Origin of the sequence: Agrobacterium tumefaciens str. B6, assembly GCF_001541315.1 — a bacterium.
Taxonomy (GTDB): Bacteria; Pseudomonadota; Alphaproteobacteria; order Rhizobiales; family Rhizobiaceae; genus Agrobacterium; species Agrobacterium radiobacter.
This window is the reverse complement of record NZ_LMVK01000003.1, coordinates 36,233-52,616: the sequence shown is the minus strand read 5'-3', so window position 1 is coordinate 52,616 and position 16,384 is coordinate 36,233. Positions and strand designations below refer to the sequence as shown.

The 16,384-nt window shown below is 58.6% G+C and carries 15 protein-coding genes; 11 read left to right on the top strand and 4 right to left on the bottom strand.

Annotation, left to right across the window (positions count from 1 at the left end; all coding sequences use genetic code 11):
• The first annotated feature begins 7 nt into the window (after positions 1-7).
• From omp10 to ASB65_RS04360, 5 genes are all read left to right on the top strand, one after another.
• Positions 8-382 (top strand): outer membrane lipoprotein Omp10, encoded by a 375-nt coding sequence (gene omp10, locus ASB65_RS04380; protein WP_003506132.1) that lies wholly within the window; start codon positions 8-10, stop codon positions 380-382.
• Between the two features lie 215 nt (positions 383-597).
• A complete protein-coding gene (locus ASB65_RS04375; protein WP_060723135.1) occupies positions 598-2,532 on the top strand; it encodes a 5'-nucleotidase C-terminal domain-containing protein in 1,935 nt (644 codons plus the stop codon).
• 351 nt (positions 2,533-2,883) lie between these two features.
• Positions 2,884-3,918 (top strand): ferrochelatase, encoded by a 1,035-nt coding sequence (gene hemH, locus ASB65_RS04370; protein WP_060723134.1) that lies wholly within the window; start codon positions 2,884-2,886, stop codon positions 3,916-3,918.
• A 57-nt stretch (positions 3,919-3,975) separates the two neighbouring features.
• A complete protein-coding gene (locus tag ASB65_RS04365; RefSeq protein ID WP_003506126.1) occupies positions 3,976-5,025 on the top strand; it encodes an SPFH domain-containing protein in 1,050 nt (349 codons plus the stop codon).
• Positions 5,026-5,027: 2 nt separating this feature from the next.
• Complete coding sequence (locus ASB65_RS04360; RefSeq protein WP_003506125.1) at positions 5,028-5,492, top strand: NfeD family protein; 465 nt, start codon at positions 5,028-5,030, stop codon at positions 5,490-5,492.
• Positions 5,493-5,514: 22 nt separating this feature from the next.
• On the opposite strand, the gene ASB65_RS04355 is transcribed toward ASB65_RS04360, so the two are convergent.
• Together ASB65_RS04355 and ASB65_RS04350 are read right to left on the bottom strand one after the other, a co-directional pair.
• Complete coding sequence (locus tag ASB65_RS04355) at positions 5,515-6,510, bottom strand: KpsF/GutQ family sugar-phosphate isomerase (protein WP_003506123.1); 996 nt, start codon at positions 6,508-6,510, stop codon at positions 5,515-5,517.
• A 112-nt stretch (positions 6,511-6,622) separates the two neighbouring features.
• Positions 6,623-6,988 (bottom strand): PAS domain-containing protein, encoded by a 366-nt coding sequence (locus ASB65_RS04350; RefSeq protein ID WP_020809342.1) that lies wholly within the window; start codon positions 6,986-6,988, stop codon positions 6,623-6,625.
• A gap of 92 nt (positions 6,989-7,080) precedes the next feature.
• Here ASB65_RS04350 and ASB65_RS28015 point away from each other — a divergent pair, with 92 nt between their 5' ends.
• On the top strand, positions 7,081-7,401 hold the full coding sequence (locus ASB65_RS28015) for a hypothetical protein (RefSeq protein ID WP_153315100.1): 321 nt from the start codon (positions 7,081-7,083) through the stop codon (positions 7,399-7,401).
• Positions 7,402-7,407: 6 nt separating this feature from the next.
• A complete protein-coding gene (gene uppP / locus ASB65_RS04345; RefSeq protein WP_060723133.1) occupies positions 7,408-8,901 on the top strand; it encodes a polysaccharide biosynthesis protein UppP in 1,494 nt (497 codons plus the stop codon).
• A 57-nt stretch (positions 8,902-8,958) separates the two neighbouring features.
• Here uppP and galU read toward each other — a convergent pair whose 3' ends face one another.
• Entirely contained in the window at positions 8,959-9,846 is an 888-nt protein-coding gene (gene galU, locus ASB65_RS04340; RefSeq protein WP_003506117.1) for a UTP--glucose-1-phosphate uridylyltransferase GalU, read from the bottom strand.
• A gap of 195 nt (positions 9,847-10,041) precedes the next feature.
• On the opposite strand from galU, the gene ASB65_RS04335 reads away from it, so the two are divergent.
• The 4 genes from ASB65_RS04335 to ASB65_RS04320 all read left to right on the top strand — a co-directional run bounded on the left by ASB65_RS04335 (position 10,042) and on the right by ASB65_RS04320 (position 14,842).
• A complete protein-coding gene (locus tag ASB65_RS04335; protein WP_003506115.1) occupies positions 10,042-11,265 on the top strand; it encodes a lytic murein transglycosylase in 1,224 nt (407 codons plus the stop codon).
• Positions 11,266-11,328: 63 nt separating this feature from the next.
• The gene (locus ASB65_RS04330) at positions 11,329-12,564 is read left to right on the top strand and encodes an SGNH family hydrolase (RefSeq protein ID WP_060723167.1); all 1,236 of its coding nucleotides are present in this window, start codon (positions 11,329-11,331) and stop codon (positions 12,562-12,564) included.
• Positions 12,565-12,815: 251 nt separating this feature from the next.
• On the top strand, positions 12,816-13,490 hold the full coding sequence (locus ASB65_RS04325) for a response regulator transcription factor (RefSeq protein ID WP_003506112.1): 675 nt from the start codon (positions 12,816-12,818) through the stop codon (positions 13,488-13,490).
• Positions 13,487-14,842 (top strand): sensor histidine kinase, encoded by a 1,356-nt coding sequence (locus ASB65_RS04320; protein ID WP_060723132.1) that lies wholly within the window; start codon positions 13,487-13,489, stop codon positions 14,840-14,842. The genes ASB65_RS04325 and ASB65_RS04320 overlap by 4 nt, the downstream gene beginning before the upstream one ends.
• Positions 14,843-14,927: 85 nt before the next feature.
• On the opposite strand, the gene ASB65_RS04315 is transcribed toward ASB65_RS04320, so the two are convergent.
• A complete protein-coding gene (locus tag ASB65_RS04315; protein ID WP_060723131.1) occupies positions 14,928-16,382 on the bottom strand; it encodes a glutamate synthase subunit beta in 1,455 nt (484 codons plus the stop codon).
• Positions 16,383-16,384 lie beyond the last annotated feature (2 nt).

Here is a 16,384-nt window from a genome sequence, read left to right as displayed (position 1 = left end):
CAGGCTCATGAACTTCAAGACAAGCGCTGCTTTGCTTTCAGCCGCCATCGCGGTGTCTTCATGCGTCGCGCCGGGCCCCTCCCAGCAGACCTCGATGGCGCCTTCGCTTTCCCGCGGCCCGGCAGTCGACGGCCGCTGGATCGACCGCAACGGCATCGTATCCACGTTCCAGAACGGCGCTTTCTCCACGCGTTCGACAGACACCAACACGCTTCTGGCCTCCGGCACCTACGTGACGATTTCGCCGACGCTTTATGAAATCAACATGACGTCGTTGGTGCGCAACACGCAGTCACGCGTCAACTGCGCCCTGGTCTCCCCGTCACAATTGAACTGCACGACCGACACGAACAGCCAGTTCTCGCTGACGCGCCAGGGCTGATAATATCGCCTTTTCAATAGGATGACCTTCTGAAACGCACGCCTTCGGCGTGCGTTTTTCTTTATTGAGCACCTGTCATAATTTCGCTTGCGGCGGCTGCCGCTAAATGGAAACATCCGGTTTTCGAAAGACTGAGATGTTTTCGGATTAAAGAATGAGCGCGGTCGGAGAATGATCAGCCGGCCTGGACTTCCGCTTTGAACAGGAGAGGGACCATGAAGAAAATTTTGGGACTGGGCATGCTGAGCGTTTCGGTAATAACGCTTTCAGCTGGAGCGGCTCTGGCCGATTACGAGCTCAACATTCTTCACATCAACGATTTTCACTCCCGTATCGAATCGATCAACAAATTCGACTCGACCTGCTCGGCGGAAGAAGAAGGCAAGAACGAATGCTTCGGCGGCGCCGCGCGCCTGCTGACCGCAATCAACCAGACCCGTGACGCGCTGAAGGCGGAAGGGAAAAATGTCCTGCTGCTGAATGCCGGCGACAATTTCCAGGGATCGCTGTTCTACACCACCTATAAAGGCACGGTGGAAGCGGAAGTGCTGAACGCCATGAAGTTCGACGCCATGACCGTCGGCAATCATGAATTCGACGATAGCGAAGACGGCCTTGCCGGCTTCCTCGACAAGGTGCAGTTCCCGGTCGTAACCGCCAATGTGGTGGCCACTGCCGCCTCGAAAATCGGCGACCGCGTCAAGCCGTCCATCGTGCTCGAAGTCGGCGGACAGAAAATCGGCATCGTCGGCGCCGTTGCCAACGATACGGCGGAACTGGCAACACCCGGTCCCAATATCACCATCGCCGAAGATGTCGCAAAAATCAGCGAACAGGTGCAGAAGCTGAAGCAGGACGGCGTCAACAAGATCATCGCGCTGACGCATGTCGGATATCCGCGCGATCTCGAATTCATCGCCAAAATTCCTGATGTCGACGTCGTGGTTGGCGGCCATACCCATACGTTGCTGTCCAACACCGACCAGAAGGCCGAAGGCCCTTATCCGACCCTCGTCGACAATCCCGGCGGCTACAAGGTTCCGGTGGTGCAGGCCGGCCAGTACAGCAAATATCTCGGCGACCTCAAAGTGGTCTTCGACGACGGCGGCGTCGTGAAGGAAAGCAAGGGCGACCCGATCCTTATCGATTCCTCCTTCAAGCCCGATGAAGCCACGCTGAAGCGCATTGATGAGCTGAAGGCGCCGATCGAAGCGCTGAAATCCAAGGTCGTCGGCACTTCGGAAGGCCCGATCGAAGGCGACCGCAAGGTTTGCCGCGTGAAGGAATGCTCCATGGGCAATCTGGTGGCCGATGCGACGCTGGCCCGCGTCAAGGATCAGGGTGTCACCATCGCTTTTGCAAACAGCGGCGGCCTGCGTTCCTCCATCGATGGCGGCGATGTCTCGATGGGTGAAGTGCTGACGGTTCTGCCGTTCCAGAACACCGTTGCAACCTTCCAGCTCAAGGGCGAGGATATTCGCGTTGCGCTCGAAAACGGCGTCAGCCAGATCGATGACGTCGCGGGCCGCTTCATGCAGGTTTCCGGCATGAAATATTCCTTCGACCGTTCCAAGCCGGCCGGTAGCCGCATCGTTTCGGTCGACGTCAAGGAAGGCGATGCTTTCGTGCCTCTCGCCCCCGCCAAGACCTATATCGTCGCAGCCAATAACTACGTGCGCACCGGCGGTGATGGCTTCAAGGTCTTCGCGACCAAGGCGATCAATGCCTATGACTTCGGCCCTAACCTTGAAGAGGCAGTTGCGGCTTATATCACCGCCAACAGCCCCTATAAGCCCTATACCGACGGCCGCATCAGCGAAGTGACGCCTGCCGGTTATGTCGCTCCGGCAAAGCCTGCGGCACCGACACCAGCCGCAACCGCGCCTGCCCCGGCTGCTGCTCCAGCACCTGCGGCACCCGCGGCCACCGCACCCGCTGCACCCGCTACAACTGCGCCGGCATCCCCGGCACCTGCTGCGGCCGCTGCCGCCGTCAGCAAATACGTCGTCGAAAAGGGCGATTCGCTCTGGAAGATCGCAGCGGAGAAATATGGCGACGGCGCTCTCTGGCACAGAATTGCCAAGGCAAACACGCTGAAGCAGCCGAACCACATTGAAATCGGCGAGGAGCTGGAACTGCCGGCCCAATAAACCGGGCGGGAACGAACAGGGCAATTTGCCGCAGACACAGAGCCGGCCCCGGGACAGCGGGGCCGGCTTCTTATTTTCTATTTAAAAACAAAGCGCTACGGATGAAATTTTGCCAAGGGCGAGCCTGCGCCTCCCCTCACCCCGGAAATTGCCGCCGCCGATGGTTCAATCCTGAAGAATTTCGTCTAGAACACGATGAACAAAATGACGGCCAGAGCGTATAGCTCGGGCATTCCGGCCAAACCTCATCGGTTTGCGTTCGGGCAGATAAACAGAAGATGGAGCGTTTCCGGCCTTTATCTGCGGCGGGCCGCTCCTTATACAACCAGTCCGAGTTTCAGGGTATCATTCATGGCGACAGAACTATCCCCACTCCCCACAAACCATCCCCGCGTAACTTTTGGCAAGGTGGGCGTCCTGCTCGTCAATCTCGGCACACCTGACGGCACGGACTATTGGCCGATGCGCCGTTATCTGGCGGAGTTTCTGAGCGACAAGCGCGTGATCGAGTGGTCGCGCCTCTACTGGTATCCGATCCTTTATGGCATCGTCCTCAACAAGCGCCCGCAGAAGGTCGGCAAGGCCTATGAGGAAATCTGGAACCACGAGCGCAATGAAAGCTACCTGCGCACCTATACACGCAGCCAGGGCGAGTTGATGGCGGAAGCGTTGAAGGATCTGCCCAACGTCGTGGTCGACTGGGGCATGCGCTACGGCCAGCCCTCAATCGCCTCGAAGATCGACGCCCTGAAGGAACAGGGCTGCGAAAAAATCCTGCTTTTCCCGCTTTATCCGCAATATGCCGCATCGACCACTGCGACCGTGAACGACAAGGCTTTCGAGCATCTGATGAAGCTGCGCTGGCAGCCCGCCATCCGCACCGTGCCGCCCTATCATGACGATCCCGCCTATATCGAGGCGCTCGCGGCCTCCGTCAGAAATCATCTGGCCACGCTGGACTGGGAGCCGGAGATGTTGATCACCTCCTTCCACGGCATTCCGCAATCCTATTTCAAAAAGGGCGACCCCTATTATTGTCATTGCCAGAAAACCGCCCGCCTGCTGCGGCAAGCGCTGGGGCGGACCGAAAAGAACTTCATGATCACCTTCCAGTCGCGTTTCGGGCCGGAAGAATGGCTGCAGCCCTATACCGACAAAACAGTGGAAAAACTGGCTTCCGAGGGCGTGAAGCGCATCGCCGTCATGAATCCCGGCTTCGTTTCGGATTGTCTTGAAACACTGGAAGAAATTGCCGGTGAAGCCGGGGAGATATTCCTGCATAATGGCGGTGAGAAATTTACCCATATTCCGTGTCTCAACGACAGCGTCGAGGGCATGAATGTTCTCGAAACGGTTGTAAGACGGGAGTTGCAAGGCTGGGTGTAATCTTGCCATAAGGTTGTTGGGATAAATCCCCGATAGTTCTGATTTGGAGGGAAAGTGATGATTGCATTGGGCGGTTTCGACATCGTCGTCATAGCGGCGGTTGTTCTGGTTATTCTGGTGCTGTTTGCCGGCATCAAGACCGTGCCGCAGGGGCATCGTTACACGGTTGAACGGTTCGGGCGTTATACCCGCACGCTCGAACCGGGCCTGAACCTCATCGTGCCGTTCTTCGAGAAAATCGGCTCGAAAATGAATGTGATGGAGCAGGTGCTCCACATACCGACGCAGGAAGTCATTACCCGCGACAATGCGAGTGTTTCTGCCGATGCCGTCACCTTCTATCAGGTGCTGAACGCCGCACAGGCGGCTTACCAGATCGCCAATCTGGAAATGGCGATCGAAAACCTCACCATGACCAATATCCGCTCGGTGATGGGCTCGATGGACCTCGACGAGCTGCTGTCAAACCGCGACGCCATCAATGACCGCCTGCTGCGCGTGGTCGATGAGGCAGTAGGCCCCTGGGGCATCAAGGTCACCCGTATCGAAATCAAGGATATCGCGCCGCCGAAGGACCTCGTCGATTCCATGGCGCGGCAGATGAAGGCGGAGCGCGAAAAGCGCGCGCAGGTGCTGGAAGCAGAAGGCGCCCGCAACGCCCAGATCCTTCGCGCGGAAGGCGCCAAGCAATCCGCCATTCTGGAAGCGGAAGGCCAGCGCGAAGCGGCGTTCCGCGATGCCGAAGCACGCGAACGTCTGGCCGAGGCCGAAGCCAACGCCACCCGCATGGTGTCGGAAGCCATTGCCTCCGGCAACGTCCACGCCATCAACTATTTCGTCGCCCAGAAATACACCGAAGCGCTTGCCGAAATCGGCACGGCCAAGAATTCCAAGATCGTGCTGATGCCGATGGAAGCCTCAGCGCTGATCGGCTCCCTCGGTGGCATCGGCACGATTGCGCGGGAGGTATTCGGCGACAAGGGCGATGCACCGAGCGCGCCCGCCGCCCCCACGTCATCCCGCTCCGTGCCGCCGACCCGGCCCTCCGGCCAAAGCATCAATGTTACCATCCCGGGTAATCCCTTCGGTTCTTCATCGGAGAAGTGACGATGTTGCAACGGCTTGCCACTGAGCTGGGACCCTGGAGCTGGTGGATCGTCGGCTTCGTGCTGCTCGCCGCAGAACTCATCGCGCCCGGCGTCTTCCTGATCTGGATCGGCATTGCTGCGCTGGTCATCGGCGTCTTTTCGCTGTTCTTATGGGATGCCGCAATCTGGGCCTGGCAATTGCAGCTGGTGCTGTTTGCCGCGCTCTCCGTCGTCTTCGCCCTGCTCGGCCGTAAATATTTCGGCCGAAACCGCGGCGCAAGCGACGAGCCATTCCTTAATCAGCGGGAGGCAAGCCTTGTCGGCCGCACCGCGACCCTTCAGGAACCGATTGTCGAAGGGCGTGGCCGGATCAGGCTGGACGATACATGGTGGCCGGTAAACGGCGAAGACATGCCGGCCGGAACCCGCGTGAGGATCGCTTCTGCGCGCGGACGCACGCTGACAGTCGAGCCGATTGACCGATAGGTTTTCAGGATCGGCGGTAGCGTCAAGCCACGCCGATCCTCAAGAGATCGTGGAAATGCACCAACCCGATCGGTCGATTGTCGTCATCAATGACAATCAGCGCGCCGATGTGGAATTTTTCCAGCGTCGCCAGTGCGCTGGTTGCCAGCACCGATTTTTTGACGGTCTTCGGCGAGCGGGTCATGATGTCGTCGACCGTCATTTCGGCGAGGTTGCGCGACAGGTTGCGCGCCATGTCACCCTCGGTGACGATGCCGCACAGACGGCCATCCTCATCCAGAATGCCAACACAGCCGAAATGCTTGCGCGAGAGAACACCAACCGCTTCCGGCATGGCCGTTCCCTTATTGACCAGCGGCACGCGATCACCGGTATGCATGATATCGCTGACCAGTGTCAGGCTAGCCCCCAGCTTGCCGCCGGGATGAAACACCTTGAAATCGCCCGCTGTGAAATTGCGCGCCTCGAGAAGCGCAACGGCAAGGGCATCGCCCAGCGCCAGCTGCATCAATGTGGAGGTCGTCGGTGCAAGTCCGAGCGGGCAGGCTTCCTGCTCATTGGGAACCAGCAGCACAATATCTGAAGCCTGGGCCAGCGATGAATTTTCCGAGCAGGTGAGCGCGATCAGCGGAATGGAAAAACGGCGCGAATAATTGATGATGCTGCGCAATTCCGCGCTTTCGCCGCCTTTGGAGATCGCCAGCACCACGTCATCGCCGCCGATCATGCCGAGATCGCCATGGTTGGCTTCCGCCGCATGCACAAAAAAGGCAGGCGTGCCGGTGGAGGCGAAGGTGGCCGCAAGCTTCGCGCCTATGTGGCCGCTTTTACCGACCCCGGTGATGATGAGGCGGCCGTTCGACTGGCCGATGGTCTCGATCGCCTTGCAGAAGGGCTCGGAAAGACCGTTCTGGAGAGCGTCCTCAAGGGCGGCAAGGCCAGCCCGCTCCATCGAAATCGTCCGCACGGCGGATTCGATGGCATTGTCTTCGACCAGTTTGACGGCGCGCGTAATCATGGCCGACTGTTACTCTTTCAGCCGGAATAAGTCCACTCTTCAGCCGGCAAGCACCGAGTTTTAGTAGATGCCACCCGAAAATGTTCAGCGGTTTCGGTACGACGGCATGTCGTTAATGACGCCGGTCCGGTGGAGAAATCTCCTCGATCGTTCCCAGCCGCTTGAAAGGGATGTTTTCCTCATCGACCAGATATCGCCCGAGCGTCCTTACCCATGAGACCGAGCCGTCGCTACGGCGTACGGCATATTCCTGATTATAAAAACTCGCGGCCTTCAGGGTGATCAACGCCGTTTCGATCACACGGTTTCGATGATCCAGGTCCACTTTTTCGAGCATCTGAAAAATGCTGATGCCCTGCATCGCCTGTCTTAGTGGAATCCCGAAGAGATCAGCACATACTTCATCTAAATAGAAACGGTCATTGGTAATATCCCAACAATAAAAGCCAACCTGCTTGATGTTCAAAACGGGATTCATGAAACGACGCTGTCACACAAAATAAATTTAATACGGCTTGCTGAGCAATAGAAGATCAGCCCTGTTAGATCATAGGGCGATTCCGTGCCAAATTGAAACGTTTTAATCTTCTCATATTAGAATTTTTTTGCATTTATGACTATTTTTCTCCAGTCATCGGAGCGGACGAAATCGAGCCGTCGGTTTCGGTGATGGATGCCGCTGCTTTTCCGCCGCCCGCCATAACGCTGAAATCCCGGCGATCTTTATCAACTGTTAACCATAAAAAACCTATTGTTAAAGCGATGTTAAAACTTGCGTCGCCTGTCTGGTCCCTGGTTTCTTCATGTCATTTCATCGGCCTGTCACTCATCGGGTCCGAGGAGATGCCCTGGCGGGCCTTCGATCCGGCATCGGCCAAACTCGCCGGGTGAAAAGGAATGAATGTGAAGGGCACCGCCACACGTCTGCCGACGTCGCGGAAAGCAGCAACCCTGCTGCTCGCCTGTACGATTTTTTGCCCGCAGGGAAGTGCTTTCGCGCAGACTGCAACGACGGCCACGCCCGTATTACCGGGCGCCGCTTCTGCCGGAGACGGAAGAACCTCACCCCCGCTGGCGACGGGTGGAGGGGTGAGCACAGGCACGGTTCAGGCCACGGCTACGCCCGCACCACAACTCTGGCGTCCGTCCAACAATCCCGGTGACCCGATTTACGAACAGCAGGACGACGCGGGCCAACCCTATGCCGACGCCGAAAACCCCTATGAGCCGACGATGGACGGCGGCGAAAATCCACGGATAGCGACCCAGCCCGGACAGACGCCCGGCATCCGGCTCGGTACATTCCTGCTGCGGCCTTCGATCAGCCAGACGATCAATACGGAAAAACAAACGAATACCGGCGGCCCTTCCAGACGCAACTATCTGACGACGGGCATACGCGGCACGCTCACCAGCGACTGGTCCCGCCACGCTTTGACGGTGACAGGCGACGGTGCCTGGGAGAGAAACTTCGGCAGCGACAAGGATGGCGAAGAGCCCCGGGCAAGAATAGAGGCCGATCTGCGCCTTGATCTCGGCGAAGAAACGACAGCCAATCTCAAGGCCGGTTACGAATTCAGCCGTGAGGACACGACGGACCCCAACGCTCTGACTGGCGCTGCCGTACAGGGCGGCGAACACCGCTTCACCACGAGCGCGTCGATAGAGCGGGATTTCGGCAAGCTGCGCGGCCTGGCGGCGCTCGATCTCTCGCGCACGGTCTATACGGATGCAAAAGGCATAGACGGACGGCCGATCAGCCTCAGCGACCGCGACCAGAACGGTGCCAACCTGCGCGGACGCATCGGCTATGAATTGTCACCGGCGCTCATCCCCTTCCTCGAACTGAACGCTGGGACGACCAAATATGACAGGCGTCTCGACAATTCGGGCTATGCCCGTTCCTCCAATGCCTATGGGGCAAAGATCGGCGCGGAAGTCGATCTTGGCGAGAAGACACGCGGCGAGGCCGCCATCGGTTATCTGCGCAAGCAATATGATGACGATCGCCTCGCCTCGATCGCCGCATTGACACTGGATGGCGAACTCAACTGGTCACCCCAGCGCGGCACGAATGTCAATCTCGGCCTGCGCACAACGATAGAGGACTTTGCCGGCGGGCCGCAGGGTGGCTGGATTTCCTACAGGCTGGATGCCGGCCTGACCCACGAATTGCGCAGCAACCTTGTCGCCCGCCTGACGGGACAGATCGTGCACCGCACGTTCCCCTCTTCCGACACAGAAAATGCCGTGGAATATACCGCGGGCGCCGGCCTGACCTGGGGCCTCAACCGCTATCTCGACCTGACCGCGGACGTCAGCTACCAGTGGACGCCGGTTTATGACAGCAGCGAGTTGCGGGTCGGCGCAGGACTTGTCCTGAAGCGATAATGGCCACAAACGAAAATCCCGGCGCGAAGGCCGGGATTTCCTTATGTGCTCGGTCGATTATTTCAGACCGTCGATCAGAGCCTTGATCGGCTCTTCGATCGCAGGGCGAATATCGCCACGCTCGAGCGCGAATGCGACGTTGGCAAGAATGAAACCATCCTTGGCGCCGCAATCGAAGGTCTGGCCACGGAAATGATAGCCGGCGAACTGCTGCGACTTGGCAAGCGACAGCATGCCGTCCGTCAGCTGGATTTCATTGCCGGCGCCACGCTCCTGATTTTCGAGAATGTCGAAAATCTCGGGCTGAAGAATATAACGGCCGTTGATGTAAAAATTCGACGGCGCCGTACCCTTGGCAGGCTTTTCGACCATTTCAGTGATCTTGAAACCTTCGCCGACGGCGTCGCCCACACCGACGATGCCATATTTATGCGTCTGATCAGGGGCGCATTCCTGCACCGCGATGACATTGCCCTGGGTCTGGTCGTAAAGTTCGACCATGCCCTTAAGGCAGCTTTTCTGCGAATGCATGATCATGTCGGGCAAGAGCACGGCGAAAGGCTCGTCGCCGACGATATCACGTGCGCACCAGACCGCATGGCCAAGACCAAGCGGCACCTGCTGGCGCGTGAAACTTGCCGTGCCCGCCTTGGGCAGAAGGCCGGCCAGCAATGTCAGCTCGGCATTCTTGTTGCGCTCGCGCAGCATCTGTTCGAGTTCAAATTGAATATCAAAATAATCTTCAATCACAGCCTTGCCGCGGCCGGTGACAAATACAAAATGCTCAATGCCCGCTTCCGCCGCCTCATCAACGACGTATTGAATGACAGGCTTGTCGACGACGGTGAGCATTTCTTTCGGAACCGCCTTGGTGGCGGGCAGGAAACGCGTACCGAGACCTGCGACCGGAAATACAGCCTTCCGAATTTTCTTCTGTTCTACCACATATCCCTCCTGAGAGATAAAACTTGATCACAATCCCCGCACGCTGTTGTTATTTCAAAAATAACAACGTTTTGTAAAGGGTGACGCTACCATCTATTAATGGTAAAGAATTTGTTGACGTTCTTTTGTTATCCATGACGACGCCCGATGCGTTTTCGCAATCGAAATGACATTCGAGAGAACGAAAGACTGACGATGACAAAGATGATCCTTTCAGGTGTCCGCAAATTCGGCTGCATGATGGTTGCAGGTTTGGCAATCTCGCTGGCGCCCGTTTCTGCTCACGCAGATGCGGGGTTCAGACAGTGGATCAACCAGTTCTACGCAACAGCCGCGAAAGAAGGCATTAGCAAGGCGACCTATCAGAAGGCCTTTTCCGGTGTCAGCGAGCCGGACCCGGATGCGCTGCGCAAGGCCACCTTCCAGCCGGAATTCACCACGCAGATCTGGGATTATCTCGATTCCCGCGTCAATCCGTACACGGTGCGGATCGGCCGCGAAATGAAGATGAAGCACGCGACGACCCTCAACTGGATCGAGCGTAACTTCAATGTCGACAAGCACATCATTCTCGCCATCTGGTCGATGGAATCGAATTACGGCGCGGTTCTCGAAAAGCCGGAGCGGCTGCACAATATTCCGCAGGCGCTGGCAACGCTCGCCTACTCCGATCCCAAGCGCGCCAAATTCGCGCGCACGCAACTGATCGCCGCTTTGAAGATTCTTCAGGCGGGCGACGTGACACCGAAACAGCTGACGGGTTCCTGGGCGGGCGCGATGGGTCACACCCAGTTCATCCCCACCAGCTACCTGCTTTATGCCGTCGATGCGGATGGCAACGGCAAGCGCGATATCTGGCATTCCGTTCCCGACGCCCTGGCAACCGCTGCCAATCTTCTTTCCAAGAACGGCTGGGAGCCCGGCCGCACCTGGGGTTACGAAACCGCCGTTCCGCGTGGCGGCGCCCGTTATGAAGGGCAGACGAAGACCATTGCGGAATGGGCAAAGCTTGGCTTCACCCGTCCGAACGGCAAGAACTTTACCCGCGGTTCCGATCGCGCCATGCTGAAATTGCAGGGCGGCGCAAACGGCCCCGGTTTCCTGGTGATGAAGAACTTCTTCACCATCAAGAAATACAACGCTTCCGACAGCTATGCGCTGGCTGTCGGCCTGCTTGCGGATGAGATTGCCGGTTATGGCGGCATGCAACAGAAATGGCCGCGTCCCGACGGGACGCTGGATATTCGTGAAAAATTCGAACTCCAGACCCGCATGAAGGAACTCGGCTATTATGATGGCGAGGTTGACGGGAACTTCGGCTCCGGTTCGAAAGCCGCCATCAGCGCCATCCAGTCGCGCATGGGTATGGAAACCGACGGTCAGCCGTCGCAGCGGTTGCTGAGAGCCCTGCGCAATTGATAATGTGCCGGCGAATTCGGCGGCGTCATGGGCGCCGTCGATGCATCCGGAAAGGTTGATGTCATGAGTAGGAAACCTGCGGAAAAAAACGGAAGAACCGGCTGGCGTTTCTGCGCCGTCCTTCTTTCCGCTGTGCTTACACTGCCGCTCGTTCCTTCCGAAAGCTTCGCACAAGAGCAACGGCGCACCCTGTTTGAAATGCTCTTTGGCAAACCTGTGGGCCGCGATGGCGGATCCGGCCGTGAATACCAGCCCCGCAACCGCCGGGATTTTCCCTCTGCTCCGCGTGAACGATCGGTCACCCGCCCGCAACCCGCCAGAAAAGCGCCCTCGGTGGTGCAGATGCGGACCGCAAAACCGGAACCGGCAGCCAAGCTTGAAAATGCAAGGCGCATCCTGGTCATCGGCGATTTTCTCGCCGGCGGCATGGGGGAAGAGTTGGTCAATGCCTTTGCCAGCTCGCCGGCAATCACCGTCGATGTGCGTGCCAACGGCTCTTCCGGCCTCGTCCGCACCGATTATTATGACTGGTTCAAAAACCTGCCGCAATTCATCAGCGAGACCAATCCGGCCACCATCGTCATCATGATGGGATCGAATGATCGCCAGCAGATGCAGATCGGCGATATCAGGGAGAAATTCGGCACGGAGGCCTGGTTCAAGGAATATGAACGGCGGATCGACGAACTTTTGACCCTTGCCGGACGCCAGAAGGTGCCGCTGCTCTGGGTTGGCGTTCCGGCCTTCCAGTCGCCATCGCTTTCGGCCGATCTCGTCGGCTTCAACCGGCTTTATCGCAGCCATGTCGAAAAATATGGCGGAGAATTCGTGGGTGTCTGGGACGGTTTTGTCGGTGAGGGGGGAAAATTTGTCATAACCGGCTACGACATGAACGGCCAGCAGGCCCGTCTGCGTGAGGCAGATGGCATCGGCATGACACAGGCCGGCAAGCGCAAGCTTGCATTTTACGTCGAAAAATTCGTGCGCCGGCACCTTGATAGCGCCGGACCGGACCTCGTGAAACTGGACGGCAGCAATCTGCCGGCGCTCCCCTCCCTGCCCGCACTTGGCATCGATGCGGGGCAGGTGCGGACCCAGCCGATCAGCCTGACCGATCCCAATCTCGATGGCGGCGACAAGCTGCTTGGCGACGCCCCTTTGACCGCCGGACCGACACGCGTATCCGTTGTGGAATCGCCGCGCGAAAGGCTGAGCAAGCGCGGCGAGATGGCCGATGCACCGGCAGGCCGCATCGATGATTATCGTGTGGCGCCGGATACCACACAGGCCAAACAATAAGCACTTTCGCAGCGGCCTGACCGCCCCGCAGCGGGCGTAATGTTTAGGCAATCCGCGCATGACAGGGTAGGTACAGCTTTGCAGGAATGCGGGATTGGCCATCCACCACCCCCGGTCCCCCTTTTGCATGGCGATATTTATTTGACGGCGACGCCTCGCTCGTCCGTAGCGTCAGCGGCGCCGTCTTTTTTTGCCTTTCGCCCGCGCCCCTTCTTCCCGGAAGGTACGCCGGACAATGCCGAGATGAATTCATGCGCCTGCTGCTTGTTGAAGACGAACGCGAAATGGCAGCAGCCCTGTCCGCCGCGCTCCACCGGTTCGATATTATCGTGGATACCGTCGGCACGCTCGATCTTGCCCGTCACGCCATCATGGATGGTGTTCACGACCTCGTTGTGCTTGATCGGCAATTGCCTGACGGCGATGGCATCCAGCTGATTGAAGATTTGCGCCTCCTGCCCGTCACCCCGCCCGTCATCGTGCTGACGGCGCAGGGTTCACTTGCGGATCGGGTCAATGGCCTCAATCTCGGCGCGGACGATTATCTGGCCAAGCCATTCGCCGTCGAGGAATTGCTTGCCCGCATCCGGGCCCTGATGCGCCGGCCGGCGGGTGCGGTCACGATGACAGCAAAGCTCGGCAGGCTGGAATTCTGCTTCGAAACCCGTGAAGTCCGTATCATGGGTGAATTTCTCCCACTGACAAGACGGGAACTGCTGATCCTCGAAGCCCTGTTGCGGCGGCAGGGCAGAACGGTGCTGCGCTCATTGCTCGAGGACGCTGTCTATAATTTCGATGATGAGATCCAGTCCAATGCGCTCGATTCCCATATTTCCCGCTTGCGCCGCAAACTGGCAGCCGCAAATGCGGGTCTCGAAGTCCACGGCATTCGTGGCGTCGGTTATCTGCTGAGGGCGACCGCATGAAGCCGGCCAAAAGAAAATCCCTCAAACGTCGCCTCACCATTCAATTGCTGCTGTTCCAGATCGGCAGCCTTTTCTTCGTTACCGCGGCCATCATCACCTATATGTCGAGTGGCGGTGCGGGCAGCGCACTGCTCAGCCCTGAGGCAGCCCAGATAACCGCCAATGCGATCGTGCGGGATAAGGATAATCGGCTGGTTCTCAGGGAAACACCTGAGTTCATCGACCTGCGCAACGGCACCTCTGATTTCTGGTTTGTCGCCGTCAGCGAAAAAGGCGAGATCGTTCAGGGCGGGCAGGTGCCTGAGGCCTTCAGCAACATGGATCAACAGCTTAGCGACGTCAGGATCTCGGACGTACGCGACGCGGCGCTTTCCTATTCCTATCTTGCCGTGGTGCGCATCGCCGTCGTTCGTCGCGCCTCCGGGCCAGCGGGAGAATTCGTCATGATCGGCAAGGGCGGCCCGTTCAGCATGACTTTCCCCGTCCTGCTGTTCTCAAACATACTGATCATGCCGGTCCTCATTCTCATGTCCATTGTGACGATCGTCGCCATTCCCTGGCTCATCCGCAGGGAATTTCGCGCCCTTTCCGCCATTGCCCGGACAGCGGAAACCATAGATATCGACAGACGTGGATATCGATTGCCGGATGGCGATATTCCACGAGAGGTGCAACCGCTCGTGCATGCCGTCAACGGCGCGCTGAAACGGCTGGATGACGGCTACGAACGGCACAAGCGCTTCATTCTCGATGCCGCCCATGAATGGCGGACCCCCGTCGCCATTCTCCAGACCCGCGTTGAAACGCTGCTGGACGGCCCGGCCAGAAACAGAATTTTGGCGGATGCCAGCCGCATTGCCGTGCTGGCCGAACAATTGCTGGATCTACAACGTCTCGGCGGGCAGAAAGCGCCTCTGGTGCCGCTTGATCTTGTCGGCCTTTGCAGGTCGGTCGTCGCCGATATGGCCCCGCTCGCCATATCACAGGGATATGAGCTCTCCTTTGAGCCGGAGGAAGAGCCGATCCTCGCCCTTGCCGACGACGCCTCGTTGCAGCGCGCCCTGATGAACATCGTGCAGAATGCCATCGAACATGGCGGCAATCGCGGAACGATCACGATGCGGGTCGCGGCAAACCGGGTGATCGAGATAGCTGACGAAGGCAATGGCATTCCCGAAGAGGAACGGGAGCTGATTTTCGATGCCTTCCACCGCCTGCGGCCTAAAGATCGCGGCACCGGGCTCGGGCTCAACCTCGTGCAGGAGATCATCCGCTATCATGGCGGAGAGATTACCATCAGCGATGCTTCCACCGGTGGCGCCTGCTTCCGTATCACCCTTCCCTATTGCTGACGAAGAATCCCTCATTTTCGAAGACAAAAGAAAAGGCCTGTTGCAGACGCAAACAGGCCTTTTCCGTTCGTACTACCTTCGGTGCTTAGCGCGGAAGAACGGTCGCCCCCATCAGCGCCTCATCGATCGCACGCGCCGCCTGACGGCCTTCGCGGATCGCCCAGACCACCAGCGACTGGCCACGACGAACGTCGCCCGCCGCCCACAGCTTATCGACCGAGGTCTTGTAGTCCGTTTCGTTGGCGATCACGTTGGTGGAACCGCGACGATCGGTGTTGAGCGACAGCTTGCCGTCCATTTCCTTCAGCACGCTGTCCGTGAAAGGACCGGAGAAACCGATGGCGATGAAGGCGAGATCGGCCTTGATGATGAATTCCGTCCCGGCGATGGGCTTGCGACGATCATCCACCTGACAGCACTTTACGCCAGTCAGAACACCATCTTCGCCAACAAATTCAAGCGTGGCGACCTGGAACTCGCGAACGGCACCTTCGGCCTGCGAGGACGAGGTGCGCATCTTGGTTGCCCAGAAGGGCCAGACCGCGAGCTTGTCTTCCTTTTCCGGCGGCATCGGGCGGATGTCGAGCTGGGTGACTTTCACCGCACCCTGACGGAAAGCCGTGCCGACGCAGTCAGAGGCCGTATCACCACCGCCAACGACGACGACATGCTTGCCGCCGGCGAGGATCGGATCGGCCGGCCAGCCGATGCTGTCGATGTTTTCACGGCCGACGCGGCGGTTCTGCTGTACGAGGTAGGGCATAGCGTCGTAAACGCCATTAAAATCGGCGCCGCCGATGCCGGCCGGGCGCGGGGTTTCCGAACCGCCGCAATAAAGAACCGCATCGTGATCGGCCAGAAGCGCTTCAACCGTTACATCCACGCCGACATTAACGCCGCAATGGAAGGTGACGCCTTCGCCCTTGATCTGCTCGACACGACGATCGATGAAGTTCTTCTCCATCTTGAAATCCGGAATACCGTAACGCAGCAATCCGCCGGGCTTGGATTCACGCTCATAGACGTGAACCTCGTGACCGGCGCGGCCAAGCTGCTGCGCAGCGGCCATGCCCGAGGGACCGGAGCCGATGATGGCAACCCTCTTGCCGGTGTGGATCGTCGCCGGCTTCGGAACGATGAAGCCCAGCTCGTAAGCCTTGTCGGCAATCGCCTGCTCGACGGTCTTGATGGCGACCGGCGCATCCTCGAGGTTCAGCGTGCAGGCCTCCTCGCAGGGTGCGGGACAGACGCGGCCGGTGAATTCCGGGAAGTTGTTGGTGGAATGGAGGTTGCGGATCGCCTCTTCCCAGTTGTTGTTATAGACCAGATCGTTCCAGTCGGGGATCTGGTTGTGCACGGGACAGCCCGTCGGACCATGACAATAGGGAATGCCGCAATCCATGCAGCGTGCCGCCTGCTTCTGCACCTCGGCATCCGACATCGGAATGGTGAATTCGCGGAAATGGCGGATACGATCCGATGCGGGCTGATACTTGCCCACCTGCCGGTCGATTTCCAGAAAACCTGTTACCTTGCCCACGT

What these genes read in the sequence shown, in the direction of transcription:
- ASB65_RS04360 (WP_003506125.1), top strand. Translation starts at nt 5,028, where the DNA reads ATGTTGCAACGGCTTGCCACTGAGCTGGGACCCTGGAGCTGGTGGATC.
- ASB65_RS04365 (WP_003506126.1), top strand. Translation starts at nt 3,976, where the DNA reads ATGATTGCATTGGGCGGTTTCGACATCGTCGTCATAGCGGCGGTTGTT.
- ASB65_RS04335 (WP_003506115.1), top strand. Translation starts at nt 10,042, where the DNA reads ATGACAAAGATGATCCTTTCAGGTGTCCGCAAATTCGGCTGCATGATG.
- omp10 (WP_003506132.1), top strand. Translation starts at nt 8, where the DNA reads ATGAACTTCAAGACAAGCGCTGCTTTGCTTTCAGCCGCCATCGCGGTG.
- ASB65_RS04330 (WP_060723167.1), top strand. Translation starts at nt 11,329, where the DNA reads ATGAGTAGGAAACCTGCGGAAAAAAACGGAAGAACCGGCTGGCGTTTC.
- ASB65_RS04355 (WP_003506123.1), bottom strand. Translation starts at nt 6,510, where the DNA reads ATGATTACGCGCGCCGTCAAACTGGTCGAAGACAATGCCATCGAATCC.
- ASB65_RS04350 (WP_020809342.1), bottom strand. Translation starts at nt 6,988, where the DNA reads ATGAATCCCGTTTTGAACATCAAGCAGGTTGGCTTTTATTGTTGGGAT.
- ASB65_RS04320 (WP_060723132.1), top strand. Translation starts at nt 13,487, where the DNA reads ATGAAGCCGGCCAAAAGAAAATCCCTCAAACGTCGCCTCACCATTCAA.
- ASB65_RS04375 (WP_060723135.1), top strand. Translation starts at nt 598, where the DNA reads ATGAAGAAAATTTTGGGACTGGGCATGCTGAGCGTTTCGGTAATAACG.
- ASB65_RS04325 (WP_003506112.1), top strand. Translation starts at nt 12,816, where the DNA reads ATGCGCCTGCTGCTTGTTGAAGACGAACGCGAAATGGCAGCAGCCCTG.
- uppP (WP_060723133.1), top strand. Translation starts at nt 7,408, where the DNA reads ATGAATGTGAAGGGCACCGCCACACGTCTGCCGACGTCGCGGAAAGCA.
- hemH (WP_060723134.1), top strand. Translation starts at nt 2,884, where the DNA reads ATGGCGACAGAACTATCCCCACTCCCCACAAACCATCCCCGCGTAACT.